The following is a 16,007-nucleotide window of genomic DNA, read 5'->3' on the forward strand; positions in this document are numbered from 1 at the left end:
CCTCTTCCCGTTCTTACGGGGAGAGGTGAAGTCAATTCACCCCCGCCACTTTCCCCTTCTCGCGCGTCGCCGCGACCACGTCGCGAACCAAATCGAACACACCATCCGCATCCGGCGGCCAGTTCGGCGAGCGACCTAACCGCACGATCACCAGCCGCTCCGACGGGATCACGATCGTGTACTGGCCGATCGTGCCCTTGGCGAAGAAGGCATCGCGCGGCCAGCCGTGCTCGATGCGGTAGGTCGCGCCAAAACTGTCGCCCTGATTGGTCCAGAAGCCGGCGCCGATGCCGACCCACGCGTTCGGCGTGGCCGACGCGGAGTAGCTCACCCAACCCTCGGGCAGGATACGCCTGCCGCCGGCGACGCCGTCGTTGAGATAGAGCTGGCCGAAGCGCGCCCAGTCGCGCGCGGATGCCAGCATTTCGCTCGAACCCTCCGCCGTGCCGGCGCCGTCGAGCTGAAGCGTGACATGGCGCATGCCGAGCGGCGCGAACAATTCGCGGCGCGCGAAGGCAAGCACATCGGCCGGATTGCCGCCGACCGCGTTGCGGATCAGTTGCGAGAGGATCAGCGTGTTGCCGTCGTGATAGTTCCAGGCCGCGCCCGGCGCTGATGCCAGCGGCATGCTCTCGGCATAGGCGGCCATGTCGGCTTCCATGAACTTCATGCGATTGACGGGCTCGAACGCGGAGCCGAGCGAAGCCTGGAGCGAGCTGCCAAGCGCAAGGCCGGCGGTGTGGCGCAAGAGCTGGTCGACGGTAATGGCGTGGCGCGGATCTTCCGGATTCTTCCACGCGGCAACCGGTGCAGGCCCGTCGAGCTTCAGCATGCCCTGCCGCACCAGGATTCCGGTCAGGGCCGAGGTCACCGATTTCGTCATGGAGAAGCCGAGCAGAGGCGTCTCCGGTCCAACGCCGTCCGCATAGCGCTCGGCGATGATGCGGCCGTTCTTCATGACGACCACCGCACGTGTCCGGCGATATGGCGGCTGCGCGGGCTCGGTGAAGGCGCGGTCGATCGCGACGGCTAGCCCCTCGCTTTGCGGCGGCACGATCGAAGGTCCGGCGATCTCGGGCAGCAGTGCGGGCTGCTTGTCATCGGGCGGCAACTCGACGTCGACGATCCCAGCGCCGTGCTCGAGCGTGCAGCCGAGGCCCTCGCGATAGACGGCATGGCTGCGGCCGATGCCGAACAGCGTCACCGTGACATCCTTGCGCACGCGGTCGACCTGGTAGTTCATCGCCCAGGTGATCAGGCCGGTGCCGGGCATCGCATCGGTGGTTTCAGTGAACGTGCGCCGGGGATCGAAGCCGGAGACGAACGTCTCGGCGCAGAGGATATCGGCGACGAAGCCGGTGGCGACCTTCGGCACGTCGCGAGCGCGGGCTGCGCCGAGCGCGAGGCCGGCACAGGCGATGGTGGTGATGAGGAGGATGATCTTGCGGCGGCGGGTCAACGGCGGTTCTCCGGCTTGTGCAGTTATGGCGGGAGAAAGCCGGAGCGCACGGACGATGGCTCGCCGGATTTGGAAGTTGGCCTTGCTGAATGTGGGCGGGAGTTGGCCGATTCCGGAATAATCAAACAAATCCAACGGTTTAAGCTTTTAAGGTGCCCACCGCCCTGGCGGCGGTCCGCTCCCTCTTCCCGCTGGCGGGGAGAGGGTTGGGGTGAGGGGCCTCTATCCGCGCGTGAGACCACCGAGAGACCTGTACCCCCTCACCCGAATTCGATCTGCGATCGAATTCGACCTCTCCCCGCAAGCGGGGAGAGGTGAAGAAGCAATCACGCCGCGTTCACCTTCAGCCGCCGGTATTCCGTCGGCGTCACACCCGTGACCGCCTTGAAGGCGCGGTTGAAGGGACCGAGCGATTGGAAGCCGGCGTCCATGGCGATGGTGATGACGGGCACCTCGGCCTGGGCGGGATCGGCGAGCGCGGCCTTGGCCTCTTCGATCCGGTGGTTGTTCAGGAACACATTGAAGTTGCGATAGCCGAGCCGCTGGTTGATCAAGCGGCGCAGCCGGTATTCGGGGATCTTGAGCCGGCCCGCCAGGGCACCGATGGTGATGTTCTCCTGGCGGTAGATGCGTTCGTCCGACATCAGCCGCATCAAGGCATCGATCAGCTTCTGGTCGGCAGCCTCCTCGGCCGCGACGGGTTGGCTCGGCACGATCGTCGGCGCGGGCTCGGCAGGCGCCGGAAACAGGTCAGCACCATCGACGCGCATCATCGCGCAAGCGATCGCGGCGACGACCAAGGCGAGCACGCCGGCGTTGATCGTGTTGGCAATGTCGCCCGCGCCGCTCCCACCAACGAAGACCTGGAGCAACGCGTTCAGCCCGCCATAGAGTGCGGCGGCCACGACGATGAAGACGCGGAGGCGGCGTCGCCGCTCGACGAGGTCCGCCGACCACGACGTGATGGTTTGCATCACCGCCAGCGCGATGAAGCCGAGCGAGATCAGATTGGTCGCGACGACGGCGAGCCGCAGGTTTCCGCTTGGCGCGATCCAGAGGCAACTGACGAAGCTGAAGACCGCAACGAGCGCCCAGACCGCGCCATGCCACCAGTGCAAGCGAAAATCGTCATCGAACAGCGCGCGCGTGAAAAGCCAGAACACCGCGACATTGCCGGTCGACAGCGCGATCAGCGGCGCGTGCCAGGCAGACACCAGCGCCGGCGCGCCGATTGAATAGCTCGCCGCGTGCGCCGCCGAGCCGAGCGCGAAGGCAATCGCAAGCCGCCCCGCCAGCACGCTCCTGAAGCCGGAGAACAGCGACGCCGTCAGCACCAGCAGCACCGCCACGGCGCCGGCGCGAAAGGCGAGTTCGAGATTGGTCAGCAACATCCGGTCGACCCGATTGCGCAGCCGCGCCCATGCCCCGAACTTAAGTTAGATCAAAGACCGATTCAATTTTGCCGGACCCACAAGGCGCGCGAGGTGATCCAGGCGTCGGCAGGCTTGCCGAACAGATCGATCTCGCGATCCTTTCGCGCCCCGAGGCTGCGGGCCACAGCCTGCGACGGCGCATTCACGCTTTCGATACAGTGCATGATCTCGTCGACCTCAAAGCTGTCGAACACCCAATCGATCGATGCACGGGCCGCCTCCAAGGCATAGCCTTTTCCGCGGAATTCCTTGGCAATGCCCCAGCCGACCTCGAAACCGGGCCAGCCCGGCGGGCACCACGGACCGACCCGGCCGATATAGGCGCCGCTCGACTTTTCCTCGACCACGAACATGCCGAAGCCGTGGAGAGCCCAGTGTCCCGAGATAACGGCCGCGTTGCGCCAGCCGGCGATCTCGGTCGCGACCGGCTTGCCGTCCGCTGCGATGAAGCGGGCCGTACCCGGATCGGTCAACATCTTGGCATTCGGCGCAATATCACTTGCGCACCATGGCCGCAGGATCAGACGCTCCGTCTCGATTCTTGGGCCCGTGACCTCGAGCAGCCTGGCGCCAGGCTTGAGCGGCGGAATCATCTGTCTCCTCCCGTTCCCAACGTTGTTCTGCTACAATCATATCAGCAAGAAACAGGAGTCCACCATGAGCTGGATGCCCGACAACGACCCCGTGCTTGGCGATCCCAAGACATGCGATGCGCTCGACCTCGTCATCGTGCCGCGTACTCGCGATCTCGGCGACGGATTCGAGGTGCGGCGCGCGCTGCCGCATGGCAAGCGGCAGATGGTCGGGCCCTTCATCTTCTTCGACCATTTCGGCCCGGTGCAGTTCGTCTCCGGCAAGGGCATGGACGTGCGGCCGCATCCGCATATCGGGCTCGCCACCGTCACCTATCTGTTCGACGGCGCAATCATGCACCGCGACAGCGAGGGCAACGTCCAGGAGATCCAGCCCGGCGCGATGAATTTGATGACCGCCGGGCGCGGCATCGCACACTCCGAGCGCACGCCGGATACGCAGCGCGCATCGGGCCAGAAGATGCTGGGCCTGCAGAGCTGGATCGCGTTGCCGGCGGGATCCGAGGAGATCGCGCCGTCGTTCCAGCACTACGCCGCCGGCGACCTGCCGATGATCTCGGAGCGCGATTTCACCGCGCGGGTGATCGCGGGCTCGTCCTTCGGCATCGCCTCGCCGGTGTCGATGGTCTCACCCTGGTTCTACACCGAGGTTACGGCGGTTGCGGGCGCGAGCGTGCCGCTCGACCCCGACCATGAGGAGCGCGCGATCTACCTCGTCGACGGCGAGGTCGAGATCGCCAACGAGCGCTATGAGGGGCCGCGGCTCCTGATCTTCCGCCCCGGCGACCGCATCACCGTGAAGGCGCTCAAGGCCACGCGGATGATGTTCCTGGGTGGTGATGCGCTGGAAGGGCCGCGCCACATCTGGTGGAATTTCGTCTCCTCCAGCAAGGAGCGGATCGAGCAGGCCAAGCAGGATTGGAAAACCGGCCGCTTTGCGGCGGTTCCGCAGGAACATGAGTTCATTCCGCTGCCGGAATAGGCTATCCCCGCTTCCGGCAGCGCTGTCCGGCGCGGCTGGATTTCCTGCCCGAAGGCCTTGTCTCCGAAAGCCCTGTCTCCGAAAGCCTTGCCGATGACCACCATGCTCTCCAGCGACCTGCCCCTCTCCAAGATCGGACGCGGCAAGGTGCGCGATATCTATGCCGTCGACGACGACCGCCTGCTGCTCGTCACCACCGACCGCATCAGCGCCTTCGACGTCGTCATGGGCGAGACCATCCCGATGAAGGGCGCCGTGCTGACGCAAGTGAGCGCGTTCTGGTTCAGACAGCTCGAAGGCGTGGTGCCGCATCACATGATCAGCGCCGATACCGACGAGATCATCGCCGCCGTGCCGGCCTTGAAGCCGCACCGCGCCGACATCCACGGCCGCGCCATGCTGTCCCGCCGCGCCACCGTCTTTCCGATCGAATGCGTGATCCGCGGCTATCTCTCCGGCTCGGCCTGGAAGGAATATGCTGCAAGCGGCACGCTCGCGGGTGAGAAGCTGAAGGCCGGCCTCGCCGAGAGCGAGAAGCTCGAGCCTGCGATCTTCAGCCCGGCGACCAAGGCCGAGACCGGCCACGACGAGAACATCACCATCGCGCGGATGCGCGAGGTCGTCGGCGACGAGGTCGCCTACACGCTCGAGAGCATGACGCGCGCGGTCTACACGCTCGGCGAGGAGCGAGCGCGTGAGCAGGGCATCATCATCGCCGACACCAAGTTCGAGTTCGGCCGCGACAAGGACGGGCGCATCATCCTGATCGACGAGGTGATGACACCGGATTCCTCGCGCTTCTGGGCCGTCGATGCCTACAAGCCCGGCCAGCCGCAGGCGAGCTTCGACAAGCAGCCCTTGCGCGACTATCTCGACATCGAGCGCCACGCCGGGCGCTGGAACGGCGACGCCCCGCCCCCGCCGCTGCCGGCAAGCGTGGTGGACGCGACCAGCAAACGGTATCTGGAAGCGTATCGGCGCGTGACGGGGACGGAGCTGAAGATTTAATCAGTCGTTGCCCCTCCCACCGACATGCGCGTGGTCGCGGAGGACGCGACCTTCGGCATATTCCGCCGCCGATTCGGCGGGCCGCTGATCGATCTCGGCACCCTCCGCCTGCCGCGTATGATTGGCCATTCACATGCCATGGATCTCATCCTCACCGGGGGCGTCCGGTCGGCGGCGCCGAGGCCTCCGGCCAGGACAATTGACGCGAACGATTTTGCCAGAAATTGTCGGACATTTCACAATCAGAAGAATCCTGTTGCGCTAGCCTCCGACTCGTCTACGTCTCGGACGGGAACTTTCAGGGGCGCACAAAGGCGTGACAGATCCAGCAATTACCTACAGTCCGGTCCCGCGCTCCAGCCCAACCCTCAAACGTGCGCTGAATGATATCCTGGGCGGCAGCGCCGCGAGCGTCCTGACCGTCACCTTCGGGCTCTCCTACGCGCTGCTGATCTTTGCAGGCCCGCTGTCGGCCTATTTGTCCTACGGGATTGCCGCGACCTTCATCAGCTCCGCCATGCTTGCGGCCGTCGTCGCATTCGGAAGCTCACTGCCCTTCGCGGTCGCCGCGCCTGACAGCTCAACCGCGGCCGTGACGGGAATCCTCGCCGCCTCGCTGGTCGAGCGCATCGAGGCGGCGAATTTGCCGACGTCATTGCTCTCGTCCGTCCTGATCACGCTCGGCCTGTCGACCATTCTGACCGGCGTCACCCTGTGCGGACTGGGACTGACGCGGATGGGCCGCGCGATCCGCTACGTGCCTTATCCCGTGGTCGGCGGCTTCCTCGGCGCCACCGGGCTTCTGATCGTCATGGGCGCGATCCGGGTGATAACTGACCATCCCGTGCAATTTTCCACGCTGCTGCGCTTCACCAGCGGGATCACGCTGTCGGAGCTGGGCGCGGCCTGCGGGATGGCGCTGGTGCTGTACCTGACCTGGCATCGCTCGCGCAGCCCTTTCGGGCTGCCGATCATCCTGGTCGGCGGCATGCTCACGGCGCACATGGCGTTCTGGATCGCCGGCATCTCGCCGGACGAAGCACGGAGCCTGGGCTGGACTTTCCAACCGCCACCGCCGGCGTCGTTCATGTTGCCCTGGCACACCGACGGTTTCGTCCACTATCCCTGGCACGCCGTGCCGGACCTGCTCGGCAACCTCGTCGCCGTCATCTTCGTCACGGCGTCGAGCACGCTGTTCAACACCACGGGGATCGAGGTCGCCGTGCATCGTGAGGCCAACCTGGAGCGCGAGCTGAACGTCACGGGCGCGGCCAACATCCTGACCGGCGCGCTCGGCGGCTATGCCGGCTGCATTTCGGTGAGCCGTTCGATCCTCAATTTCAGCAGCGGCGGGCGCGGACGCCTCTCCGGCCTCACCGTCGCGGCGATGTCGCTCCTGATGCTCGCCGTCGCGCCGGAGCTGCTCGGCTTCATGCCGAAATTCGTGCTCGGCGGCCTCCTGCTCTACCTCGGCGCCGACCAACTGCACAAATGGATCATCGAGTCGCGCAAACGGCTCTCCAAGCTCGAATATCTGTCGCTGATCGCCATCATCGCGATCATCGTGACCTGGGGTTTCGTGCCGGGCATCCTGATCGGCGTGATCATCGGCTGCGCGACCTTCGCGTTCAGCGCGGCGCGGGTTGAATCGATCAAGTACAGTTTCGACGGCTCCGAATATCGCTCCTCGCTCGACCGCTCGCGCGACGACCAGGAGGTGCTGCTGGCCCATGGCGGCAAGATCCAGGGCCTGAACCTGCAGAGCTATCTGTTCTTCGGCTCCGCCAACCGGCTCTATCAGCACGTCAAGCGCCTGCTGCAGGAGCGCCCGGAGTGCCGCTATCTGCTGTTCGACTTCAAGCTCGTGACCGGCGTCGATTCCTCAGCCGCCTACAGCTTTGCTCAGATCAAGCGCAGCGCGGCGGATCTCGGCGTCGAGCTGATCCTGGTACATCTGTCGGCCGCCGCCGAGAAGGTGCTGCGGTCCAGCGACTTCATCGGCGAAGGCGTCGCCCTCATTCCCGAGCTCGATCATGCGCTGGAGTGGTGCGAGAACGAGATCATCTCGCAGCATCAGGGCTTGGCGCAGGAAGAAGCCAGCTTGAAGGACTGGTTCACGGGGATTCTCGACAGCGAGGACGACGCCGACGAGCTGATCCGCCGCTGCCAGCGCCTCGAGGTCGAGGCCGGCGAGGTCATCGTGCAGGCCGGCGATGCCGCCGATTCCATGCACTTCATCCTCGACGGCCGCGTCGGCATCATGGTCCCGGCCGACGACGACCGCACCACGCGCGTGCGCAGCCTCGGCCGCTACACCACGATCGGCGAAATGGGCCTCGTGGCGCACACGCCGCGCAGCGCGACCATTCAGGCGGAAGTCGCAAGCGTGCTCTACGTGCTGAACACGCACCAGTTCGACGCGATCAAGGACGAAGACCCCGAGCTCAGCCACAAGCTGCTGACCTATTTCGTGTCGGTCATGGCCGAGCGGCTGAGCTTTGCCAATCGGACGATCGCGGTGCTGCGGCGGTGAAATGCGCAGCGAGTGCGATTGCATATACCGGAGGTCGTCAGGCCGGGCTTATCCCGGGCATCCACGTTCTTCTGTGTCGTGGGGTAAGCGTGGATGGCCGGGACAAGCCCGGCCATGACGGTGTGGAGGCATCAGCGCACCAAACGCTTCGCGCTACTCGCGGCTGGGTAATCCGCGGCTACGGCGGCGCTACGGTTACACCCCCGCCATCATCACGTATTTGATCTCGACATATTCTTCCATGCCGTGATGCGAGCCCTCGCGTCCCAGGCCACTCTCCTTGACGCCGCCGAACGGCGCGACTTCCGTCGTGATCAGGCCGGTGTTGACGCCGACCATGCCCGACTCCAGCGCCTCGGCGACGCGCCAGACGCGGCCGAGATCGCGAGAGTAAAAGTAGGAGGCGAGACCAAACGGCGAGGCGTTGCACATCGCGATGACGTCGGCTTCGTCCTTGAAGCGGATCACTGGCGCGAGCGGGCCAAAGGTTTCCTCCTGCGACACCAGTGAGTCCGGCTTGACGTCGGACAGCACGGTCGGCTCGAAGAAGGAGCGCCCGAGCGCACTGCGCTTGCCGCCGGTGACGACCTTGGCACCGCGCTTCACTGCATCGGCGATGTGGCGCTCGATCTTGTCGACCGCTTTCATGTTGATCAGCGGTCCCTGCGTGACGCCGCTCTCGGTGCCATCGCCGATCTTCATCGCCGCAACCTTCTTCGACAGCTTCTGCACGAACTCGTCGTAGATCTTGTCCTGCGCGTAAAGGCGGTTGGCGCAGACGCAGGTCTGGCCCATGTTGCGGTACTTCGAGACGATCGCGCCTTCGACCGCCGCATCGATATCGGCGTCGTCGAACACCACGAACGGCGCGTTGCCGCCGAGTTCCAGGCCGAGCCTCTTCACGCCGACGGAGGCCTGCTGATAGAGAATCTTCCCGACGGCGGTCGAGCCGGTGAAGCCGACGAAGCGCACCGCCGGATGCTCGCACAGCACCTTGCCGATCGGCGGCGCATCGCCGGTGATGATGTTGAACACGCCCTTGGGCACGCCGGCCTTCTCGGCGAGCGCGGCAAGCGCCAGCGCCGACAGCGGCGTTTCGTTCGCGGGCTTCAGCACCACGGTGCAGCCGGCGGCCAACGCCGGCGACACCTTGCGCGTAATCATCGAGTTCGGAAAATTCCATGGCGTGATCGCGCCGCAGACGCCGATCGGCTGCTTGATCGCGAGCAGCCGCGCGTCGGGACGCTGCGTCGGGATGGTTTCGCCATAGACGCGACGCGCCTCTTCCGCGAAGAACTCGACATAGGCACCGCCGATATCGACCTCGCCTAGGGCTTCGCTGAGCGGCTTGCCCTGCTCGGAGGTGAGGATCAGCGCGAGATCCTCGCGGTTGGCGACGATCAGCTCAAACCATTTGCGAAGAATGTTGGAGCGCTGCTTGGCGGTGAGTTTCGCCCAGGCCGGGAAGGCGCGCTCGGCGGCTTCGACCGCCTTGGTCGTATCATCCGCCGAAAGCTGCGGGACTTTTGCCAGCTCCACGCCTGTCGCGGGATTGTTCACGGGAAACACCGGCGAACCGACCCAGGCGCCGTCGATGAAGCAGGCCTCCTTCAGGAGCGAGGGGTCCTTCAACCGGTCGCGCAGGGTGGAGGTGGCTTGCGAGGCGCGTGCGGCGGCGGTCGGGGTCATGGCGTTGCTCCTTGGGACGATCAGATCGGCCCGGAATATAGGGACAGGCGACGCACAATGCACCGCCCCGCAACGCACATCTGCTTGGAATTAAGCTGGGAGCGGCGTGACTTATTGTTTGAGCATGATCTTTTCGGAAAACCGCTGCACACTTTTCCGGATCATGCTCTAGGCCGCGCCGCTCATATAGGTCTCGCGCCGGCCGATCATGCGCTCGGCTGCGGCCTTGGCGTCGGCCTTGGACGAGGTCGCGCAGGTCCGGTATTCGAGATCGGGAACGTCGGAGGTGTCGCGACGGCCGAACCAGGATTTTGAGCCGACCGGCAGCAGCGCCAGCGCCTGCGCCACATTGTCGACCGCGCCGAAGGAGTAGAGTGCACCGGAGCCGGCGATCCGGACCTCGTAAATGCCGGGCGCGATCGGCGCCTCCAGATTCTCGCCCCGTCCGGGACGGGGATAGCGCTTCCATTCGCTCCAGGTCGAAATCATCTCAAGTCCCCTCGCGGCGTATTGCCGCCAAAATTTGCTTCAAGTCTTGACGTCGGGCCGCATCGGTCCGGCGGTAAGCCGAACGTCGCAGCGCACAAAATGTTTCAAGTGCTTCGAAAACTCTCGAAACATATCGTCTTGCCGCCTGAGGGGTCACGGCCCAAGTGCGGCCATCCACCGCAGATTGTATCGACGTGTTGCAGTTCGGTTGCCTTGTCGTCCTGCGCAGGGCGTCTGTCGTCAAGTCACGACATCGCGACCGTACGTTAAGGTTGACGCGCTTGCCGCGCGCGATCTGTAGGAGGACAATCCATCGCTTCCAACAATAATCAAACCGGAGGAAACGCGTATGCAAAGCCAAGCAGAGATCGACCAGGTTCTGCGCCAGAAGAGCGACGCCAAGGAGATTCCCGGTGTCGTCGCCATCGCCGCGAGCGGCAACGACGTGCTCTATCAAGGCGCGTTCGGCAAGCGCGATTTGTCCAAGCAAGATGCGATGACGCTCGACAGCGTGTTCTGGATCGCCTCGATGACGAAGGCGGTGACGGTCGCCGGCGCGATGCAACTGGTCGAGCAGGGCAAGCTCTCGCTGGACGCGCCGATCGGATCTCTGCTGCCCGATCTCGCCCAGCCGCAGGTGCTCGAAGGTTTTGATGAGAAGGGCGAGCCGAAGCTGCGGCCGGCGAAGGGCGCGATCACGCTGCGCCAGCTCATGACCCACACCGCCGGCTTTGCCTACAACGTGTGGAACGGCGATCTCGCGGTCTATCTGGAGAAGACCGGAATCCCGAACATCTTCTCCTGCCAGAACGTCGCGCTGAAGACGCCGATCATGTCCGATCCCGGCACGCGCTGGGAATACGGCATCAACATCGACTTCGTCGGCAAGGCGGTGGAAGCCGTGAGCGGCAAGCGTCTCGATGTTTACTTGCGCGACCACATGTTCACGCCGCTCGGCATGAACGATACCGGCTTCAAGATCACCGACAACATGCGCCAGCGGCTGGTCGCCACGCATGCACGCGGCGAGGATGGATCGCTGGCGCCGATGCCGTTCGAAATCGAGCAGAATCCGGAATTCCACATGGGCGGCGGCGGCCTTTACGGCACTTGCGGCGACTACATCAAGTTCACTCAGATGATCCTCAACAGGGGCCGCGGCAACGGCAACCAGGTGCTCAAGCCCGAGACGGTCGCGCTGATGGGCCAGAACCACATCGACGATCTCACTATTGGCAAGATGCCGACGGTGGCGCCCATGTACACCAACGATGTCGATCTCTTCCCCGACATCGTGAAGAAGTGGGGGCTCTCCTTCCTGATCAACACGGCCAAGACGGCCGAGGGGCGCAGCGCCGGCAGCCTCGCCTGGGCAGGTCTTGCCAACACCTATTTCTGGATCGACCCGGCGCGCGACGTTTCCGGCGTGATCCTGATGCAGGTGTTGCCGTTCGTCGACGCCAAGTGCGTGGAGGCTTTCACAGGCTTCGAGCGCGGCGTCTATGCCGGGCTGGATGCGGGAAGCGGGCAGCGGGCGGCGTGAGAAGAGCGCAGAACTCTCACAACGCGTCATGGCCGGGCTTGTCCCGGCCGTCCACGTACAGCCGGGCGTGAGGAGAGACGTGGATGCCCGGGGTCAAGCCCGGGCATGACGATTGAGTGTTTGGCGCGAGCGCGCATCCACATCGTCATTGTGAGCGGAGCGAAGCAATCCAGAATCTTTCCGCGGTGACAGTCTCGCAATGACGGAGAACGAGGCGAGCCCGCGTTAAACCGTCAGCCCGCGCTGCTCGGCGAGCTCTTTCAGCGACACCTGCGGACGCGCGCCGATGTGCTGGATCACTTCGGCGGCGGCGAGCGCACCGAGCTCACCGCACTGCTTGTAGGGCAGATTACGCGCGAGGCCGAACAGGAAGCCGGCGGCGAAGAGATCGCCGGCGCCGGTGGTGTCGACGACTTGCGCGACCGCGGACGCGGGCGCGGCAACGGCGTCGTCCGGCGACACCACCACGCAGCCCTTCTCGCTGCGGGTGACGACACCGAGCTTGACGTCGTTGCGCAGCTGCTTGAGCGCGGTGTCGAAGTCCGAGCTCATATAGAGCGAGTGCAGCTCGGACTCGTTGGCGAAGACGATGTCGACGGTGCCGTTGCGCATCAAGGCCAGGAACTCGTCGCGGTAGCGGTCGACGCAGAACGAATCCGACAGCGTCAGCGCCACCTTGCGCTTGGCATCATGCGCGATCTTGGCCGCCTTGACGAAGGCGTCCTTGGCGTTCTTGGGATCCCAGAGATAACCCTCGAGATAGACGATGCCGGCGCTGGCGATCTCGGCGGGATCGATGTCGGCGGGCGACAGGTCCTGTGCGGCGCCGAGATAGGTGTTCATGGTGCGCTCGCCGTCGCCCGTCACCAGGATGTAGGAGCAGCCGGTGGCGGGACCGTCCTTCGCGGCGGGCGTGTTGAAGGCAACGCCGGCGGCACGGATGTCGTGCATATAGAGATTGCCGATCTGGTCGTCCTTGACCTTGCCGACATAAGCCGCGCGCGCCCCCAAGCTGCCGATGCCGACGATGGTGTTGGCGGCCGAACCGCCCGAGACCTCGGTCGCCGGCCCCATATCCTTGTAGATGGCCGCCGCGCGCGCCTCATCGATCAGGGACATGCTGCCCTTGGTCATGCCGTGCCTGGCGAGAAAAGCCTCATCGGTTCTGACCAGCACGTCGAACAGCGCGTTGCCGATGCCCAAGACGTCATATTTCGCGTCAGCCATTCACTTTGATCCTGTTGCCCGATTGCGATCTTGCGGGAAATCCGCTTCCTGTTCGGCTCGAAATCCGGCTCGCGGCCTATCACGTTCGGCCCGGCGCGAGCAAGCAACGGTATTATAACGAGCAATGATCCGCTCCTTCCTGACCGTCTCGACGGGAACACTGGCCTCGCGGCTGCTGGGCTTTGCGCGCGATTCCCTGATCGCGGCGCTGCTCGGCACCGGCGCCGTGGCGGACGCGTTCCTGGCGGCCTTCCAGCTCGTCAACGTGGTCCGGCGCCTGCTCAGCGAGGGCGCGCTCAATGCGGCCCTGATTCCGGCCTGGCTCGGCGTGCGAGCCCGCGACGGCGAGGCGGCCGCGGCCGCCTTCGCGGGGCGCGTGCTCGGCACGGTCAGCGTGGCCCTGATTGCAGTATCGCTTCTCATCGCGCTCGTGATGCCGCTGATCATCACGATCATCGCGCCCGGCTTTCTCGGCAGCGAGACGCGCGACCTCGCCGTCGAGAATGCACGGTTGATGCTGCCTTATCTCGCCTTTGCAGGTCCCGTCACGGTGCTGATGGGACTGCTCAACGCGCAAGGCCGTTTTGCACTGACGGCGTTTTCGCCGCTGCTGTTCAACATCGCCTTGATCGCCGCGATCGCGGCGCTCCTTCTCTGGCAGGCCGACGCCGGCCTCGCCGGCTGGGCGCTGGCGGCGACCGTCGGCATCGCCGGCCTGCTGCAATTGCTGATGCTGCTGTCGCAGCGAAGCGCGAGTCTCGCGACACCCTTGCGCGTGAGCTTCGACAAGGAGATGCGCGGCTTCTTTGCGAAAGCGATCCCCGGCATGCTCGCAAGCTCGGGGCCGCAATGGCTGATGGTGGCCGGCGCCATCATCGCCTCGGCAACACCGTCCGCCGTTTCCTGGCTCTATTTCGCCAACCGCCTGGTCGAGCTGCCGCTCGGCATCGTCGGCGTCGCCATGGGCACCGTGCTGGTGCCGGAGCTGACGCGCGCGGTCGCCAGCGGCGACCGTCGCGCGGTGGCGCATGCGGAATCGCGCGCGCTCGAGCTCGCCGCCGGATTGGCACTGCCGGCGACGCTCGGCCTGATCGTGCTGGCCGAGCCGATCGTGCGGCTGCTGTTCGAGCACGGCGCCTTCGGCGCCGACGACAGCACGGCGACAGCGCATGCGCTGATGTGGCTGGCGCTGGGCCTGCCGGCGCATGTGCTGATCAAGGCGCTGTCCCCCGCCTTCTACGCCCGCAGCGACACGATGACGCCGCTCCTGGCAACGGCCAAGGGGTTTGTGGTCGCGGTCGCGCTGGCAGTCGTTCTCGGCCATTTCTTCGGCGCGACCGGAATTGCCGCGAGCATCGCGGCCGGCGCCTGGGGCAGCACGTTCTCGCTGCTCCGCAAGGGCACCACCGAATTCGGCTTTAACGCCGACGAAGCCGCCCAAAGGCGGCTGCCGCGGATCGTGCTCGCCGCGCTCGTCATGGGCGGCCTGCTCTGGTTGACTTCCGGTCTTGCGCACCCCGGCAGCCACGGCCTCGTCAAGTTCATCGCGCTGGGCTTGCAGATCGCGGCAGGGATCGTCGTCTACGGCCTGCTCCTGCAAATCCTCGGCGTCGCCTCCTGGCGCGAAGCGGTTCACGCCCTGAAGCGGCCGGTCACTTAGGGTGGCACATCGGGGGGCTCTTCACCTCTCCCATGGGGAGAGGTCGATTTGCGCAGCAAATCGGGTGAGGGGTCCGGTCCCTCGATAAAGCCTAGCCCCTTACCCGCGCCTTCGGCCATAGCCGAAGCTTTGCTTCGGCGTCGTTTTTAAGAACGGCCGCCGTATGGCGGCCTGTGCTCTCCCTATGGGAGAGGTGTAATTGCCCTTGACGGGGCAGCGCCGCTGTTGGAAACGACGGCCCACTACCTCAGGGAAGGCTTGCCAGGAAAACTAACCATGCCATTCGTTGAACGGGTCTTTTCGGGCGTCCAGCCGACGGGCAATCTGCATCTCGGCAATTATCTCGGCGCGATCGTCAATTTCGTGAAGATGCAGGAAACCCACAACTGCATCTATTGCGTCGTCGACATGCACGCGATCACGCAGGGCGTCGACGTCTGGGGCGGGCCGGCCGAGCTCGCGCGCAACACCCGCGAGGTGACCGCAGCGTTCATCGCGAGCGGCATCGATCCGAAGAAGCACATCGTGTTCAACCAGAGCCAGGTCTCGGGCCATGCCGAGCTGGCCTGGATCTTCAACTGCGTCGCGCGCCTTGGCTGGCTCAACCGCATGACGCAGTTCAAGGAGAAGGCCGGCAAGGATCGCGAGAACGTCTCCGTCGGGCTCTACGACTATCCCGTGCTGATGGCGGCCGACATCCTGCTGTACCGCGCCACCCACGTGCCGGTCGGCGAGGACCAGAAGCAGCATCTCGAGCTCTCGCGCGACATCGCGCAGAAGTTCAACAACGATTTCGGCGACTCCATTCGCAGCCACGGCGGCAATGACGGCCTGTTCTTCCCGCTGCCAGAACCCTTCATCACGGGACCGGCGACGCGCGTGATGAGCCTGCGCGATGGCACCAAGAAAATGTCGAAGTCCGATGCGTCGGACTATTCGCGCATCAACCTGACCGACGACGCCGACACCATCGCGCAGAAGGTGCGCAAGGCGAAGACCGATCCGGAACCGCTGCCGACCGAGGAGAAGGGTCTGGAAGCGCGCCCCGAGGCTGACAATCTCGTCGGCATCTTCGCAGCGCTCTCAGGCCGCACAAAGGCGGAGGTGCTGCGCGATTTCGGTGGCGGCCAGTTCTCCAGCTTCAAGAACGCGCTGGTGGATCTCTGCGTCACGAAGCTGGCGCCTATCGCCGGCGAGATGAAGCGCCTCGTCGCCGACCCCGGCCATATCGACGCGATCCTGAACGACGGCTCCGACCGGGCGCGCGTGATCGCCGACGAGACCATGAAGCTCTCGAAGGACATCGTCGGCTTCATCCGCCCACGTTGATTGCCACGCTCGCAAAATGCGGCCTGCGCCACGGCGCCGGCCGTTTCCCCTCTCCCAAAGAG

12 protein-coding genes and 1 pseudogene are annotated in these 16,007 nt (G+C 65.1%); 7 read left to right on the plus strand and 6 right to left on the minus strand.

Translation table 11 applies throughout. The features are described 5' to 3' along the window. Nucleotides 1–31: 31 nt before the first annotated feature. The 3 genes from K289_RS0102415 to K289_RS0102425 form a co-directional block, all read right to left on the minus strand. On the minus strand, nt 32–1,459 hold the full coding sequence (locus K289_RS0102415; protein ID WP_027550003.1) for a serine hydrolase: 1,428 nt from the start codon (nt 1,457–1,459) through the stop codon (nt 32–34). A 326-nt stretch (nt 1,460–1,785) separates the two neighbouring features. Continuing rightward, nucleotides 1,786–2,850 (minus strand): helix-turn-helix domain-containing protein, encoded by a 1,065-nt coding sequence (locus K289_RS0102420; RefSeq protein WP_027550004.1) that lies wholly within the window; start codon nt 2,848–2,850, stop codon nt 1,786–1,788. Between the two features lie 62 nt (nt 2,851–2,912). Next, nucleotides 2,913–3,485 carry a GNAT family N-acetyltransferase gene (locus K289_RS0102425; RefSeq protein ID WP_027550005.1) on the minus strand — a complete coding sequence of 191 codons (573 nt, stop codon included), beginning with the start codon at nt 3,483–3,485 and terminating at the stop codon, nt 2,913–2,915. 64 nt (nt 3,486–3,549) lie between these two features. On the opposite strand from K289_RS0102425, the gene K289_RS0102430 reads away from it, so the two are divergent. The 4 genes and pseudogenes from K289_RS0102430 (at nt 3,550) to K289_RS0102445 (ending at nt 8,008) form a co-directional block, all read left to right on the plus strand. Next, nucleotides 3,550–4,467, plus strand: coding sequence for a pirin family protein (locus K289_RS0102430; RefSeq protein WP_027550006.1), 918 nt, complete (start codon nt 3,550–3,552; stop codon nt 4,465–4,467). Nucleotides 4,468–4,560: 93 nt separating this feature from the next. Further along, nucleotides 4,561–5,475, plus strand: coding sequence for a phosphoribosylaminoimidazolesuccinocarboxamide synthase (locus K289_RS0102435; protein WP_027550007.1), 915 nt, complete (start codon nt 4,561–4,563; stop codon nt 5,473–5,475). A 21-nt stretch (nt 5,476–5,496) separates the two neighbouring features. Then, a pseudogene (locus K289_RS52145) lies at nt 5,497–5,634 on the plus strand (enoyl-CoA hydratase); the annotation flags it as partial. Nucleotides 5,635–5,791: 157 nt separating this feature from the next. Further along, a complete protein-coding gene (locus K289_RS0102445; protein WP_027550008.1) occupies nt 5,792–8,008 on the plus strand; it encodes an SLC26A/SulP transporter family protein in 2,217 nt (738 codons plus the stop codon). Nucleotides 8,009–8,203: 195 nt separating this feature from the next. Here the strand turns inward: K289_RS0102445 and K289_RS0102450 are convergent, their stop codons facing one another. Further along, nucleotides 8,204–9,697 carry an NAD-dependent succinate-semialdehyde dehydrogenase gene (locus tag K289_RS0102450; protein ID WP_027550009.1) on the minus strand — a complete coding sequence of 498 codons (1,494 nt, stop codon included), beginning with the start codon at nt 9,695–9,697 and terminating at the stop codon, nt 8,204–8,206. Nucleotides 9,698–9,865: 168 nt separating this feature from the next. After that, the gene (locus K289_RS0102455; RefSeq protein ID WP_027550010.1) at nt 9,866–10,186 is read right to left on the minus strand and encodes a hypothetical protein; all 321 of its coding nucleotides are present in this window, start codon (nt 10,184–10,186) and stop codon (nt 9,866–9,868) included. A 349-nt stretch (nt 10,187–10,535) separates the two neighbouring features. Between K289_RS0102455 and K289_RS0102460 the strand changes: the two genes are divergently transcribed. Further along, nucleotides 10,536–11,729, plus strand: a complete 1,194-nt coding sequence (locus tag K289_RS0102460; RefSeq protein WP_027550011.1) for a serine hydrolase — start codon at nt 10,536–10,538, stop codon at nt 11,727–11,729. Between the two features lie 225 nt (nt 11,730–11,954). Here K289_RS0102460 and K289_RS0102465 read toward each other — a convergent pair whose 3' ends face one another. Further along, a complete protein-coding gene (locus K289_RS0102465) occupies nt 11,955–12,956 on the minus strand; it encodes an adenosine kinase (protein ID WP_027550012.1) in 1,002 nt (333 codons plus the stop codon). A 124-nt stretch (nt 12,957–13,080) separates the two neighbouring features. Here K289_RS0102465 and murJ point away from each other — a divergent pair, with 124 nt between their 5' ends. Beyond that, nucleotides 13,081–14,616 carry a murein biosynthesis integral membrane protein MurJ gene (gene murJ, locus K289_RS0102470; RefSeq protein WP_027550013.1) on the plus strand — a complete coding sequence of 512 codons (1,536 nt, stop codon included), beginning with the start codon at nt 13,081–13,083 and terminating at the stop codon, nt 14,614–14,616. Nucleotides 14,617–14,892: 276 nt separating this feature from the next. Continuing rightward, complete coding sequence (gene trpS, locus K289_RS0102475) at nt 14,893–15,945, plus strand: tryptophan--tRNA ligase (RefSeq protein WP_027550014.1); 1,053 nt, start codon at nt 14,893–14,895, stop codon at nt 15,943–15,945. The last annotated feature ends 62 nt before the right edge of the window (nt 15,946–16,007 follow it).

Source organism: Bradyrhizobium sp. Cp5.3 (assembly GCF_000426265.1).
Classification (GTDB): Bacteria; Pseudomonadota; Alphaproteobacteria; order Rhizobiales; family Xanthobacteraceae; genus Bradyrhizobium; species Bradyrhizobium neotropicale.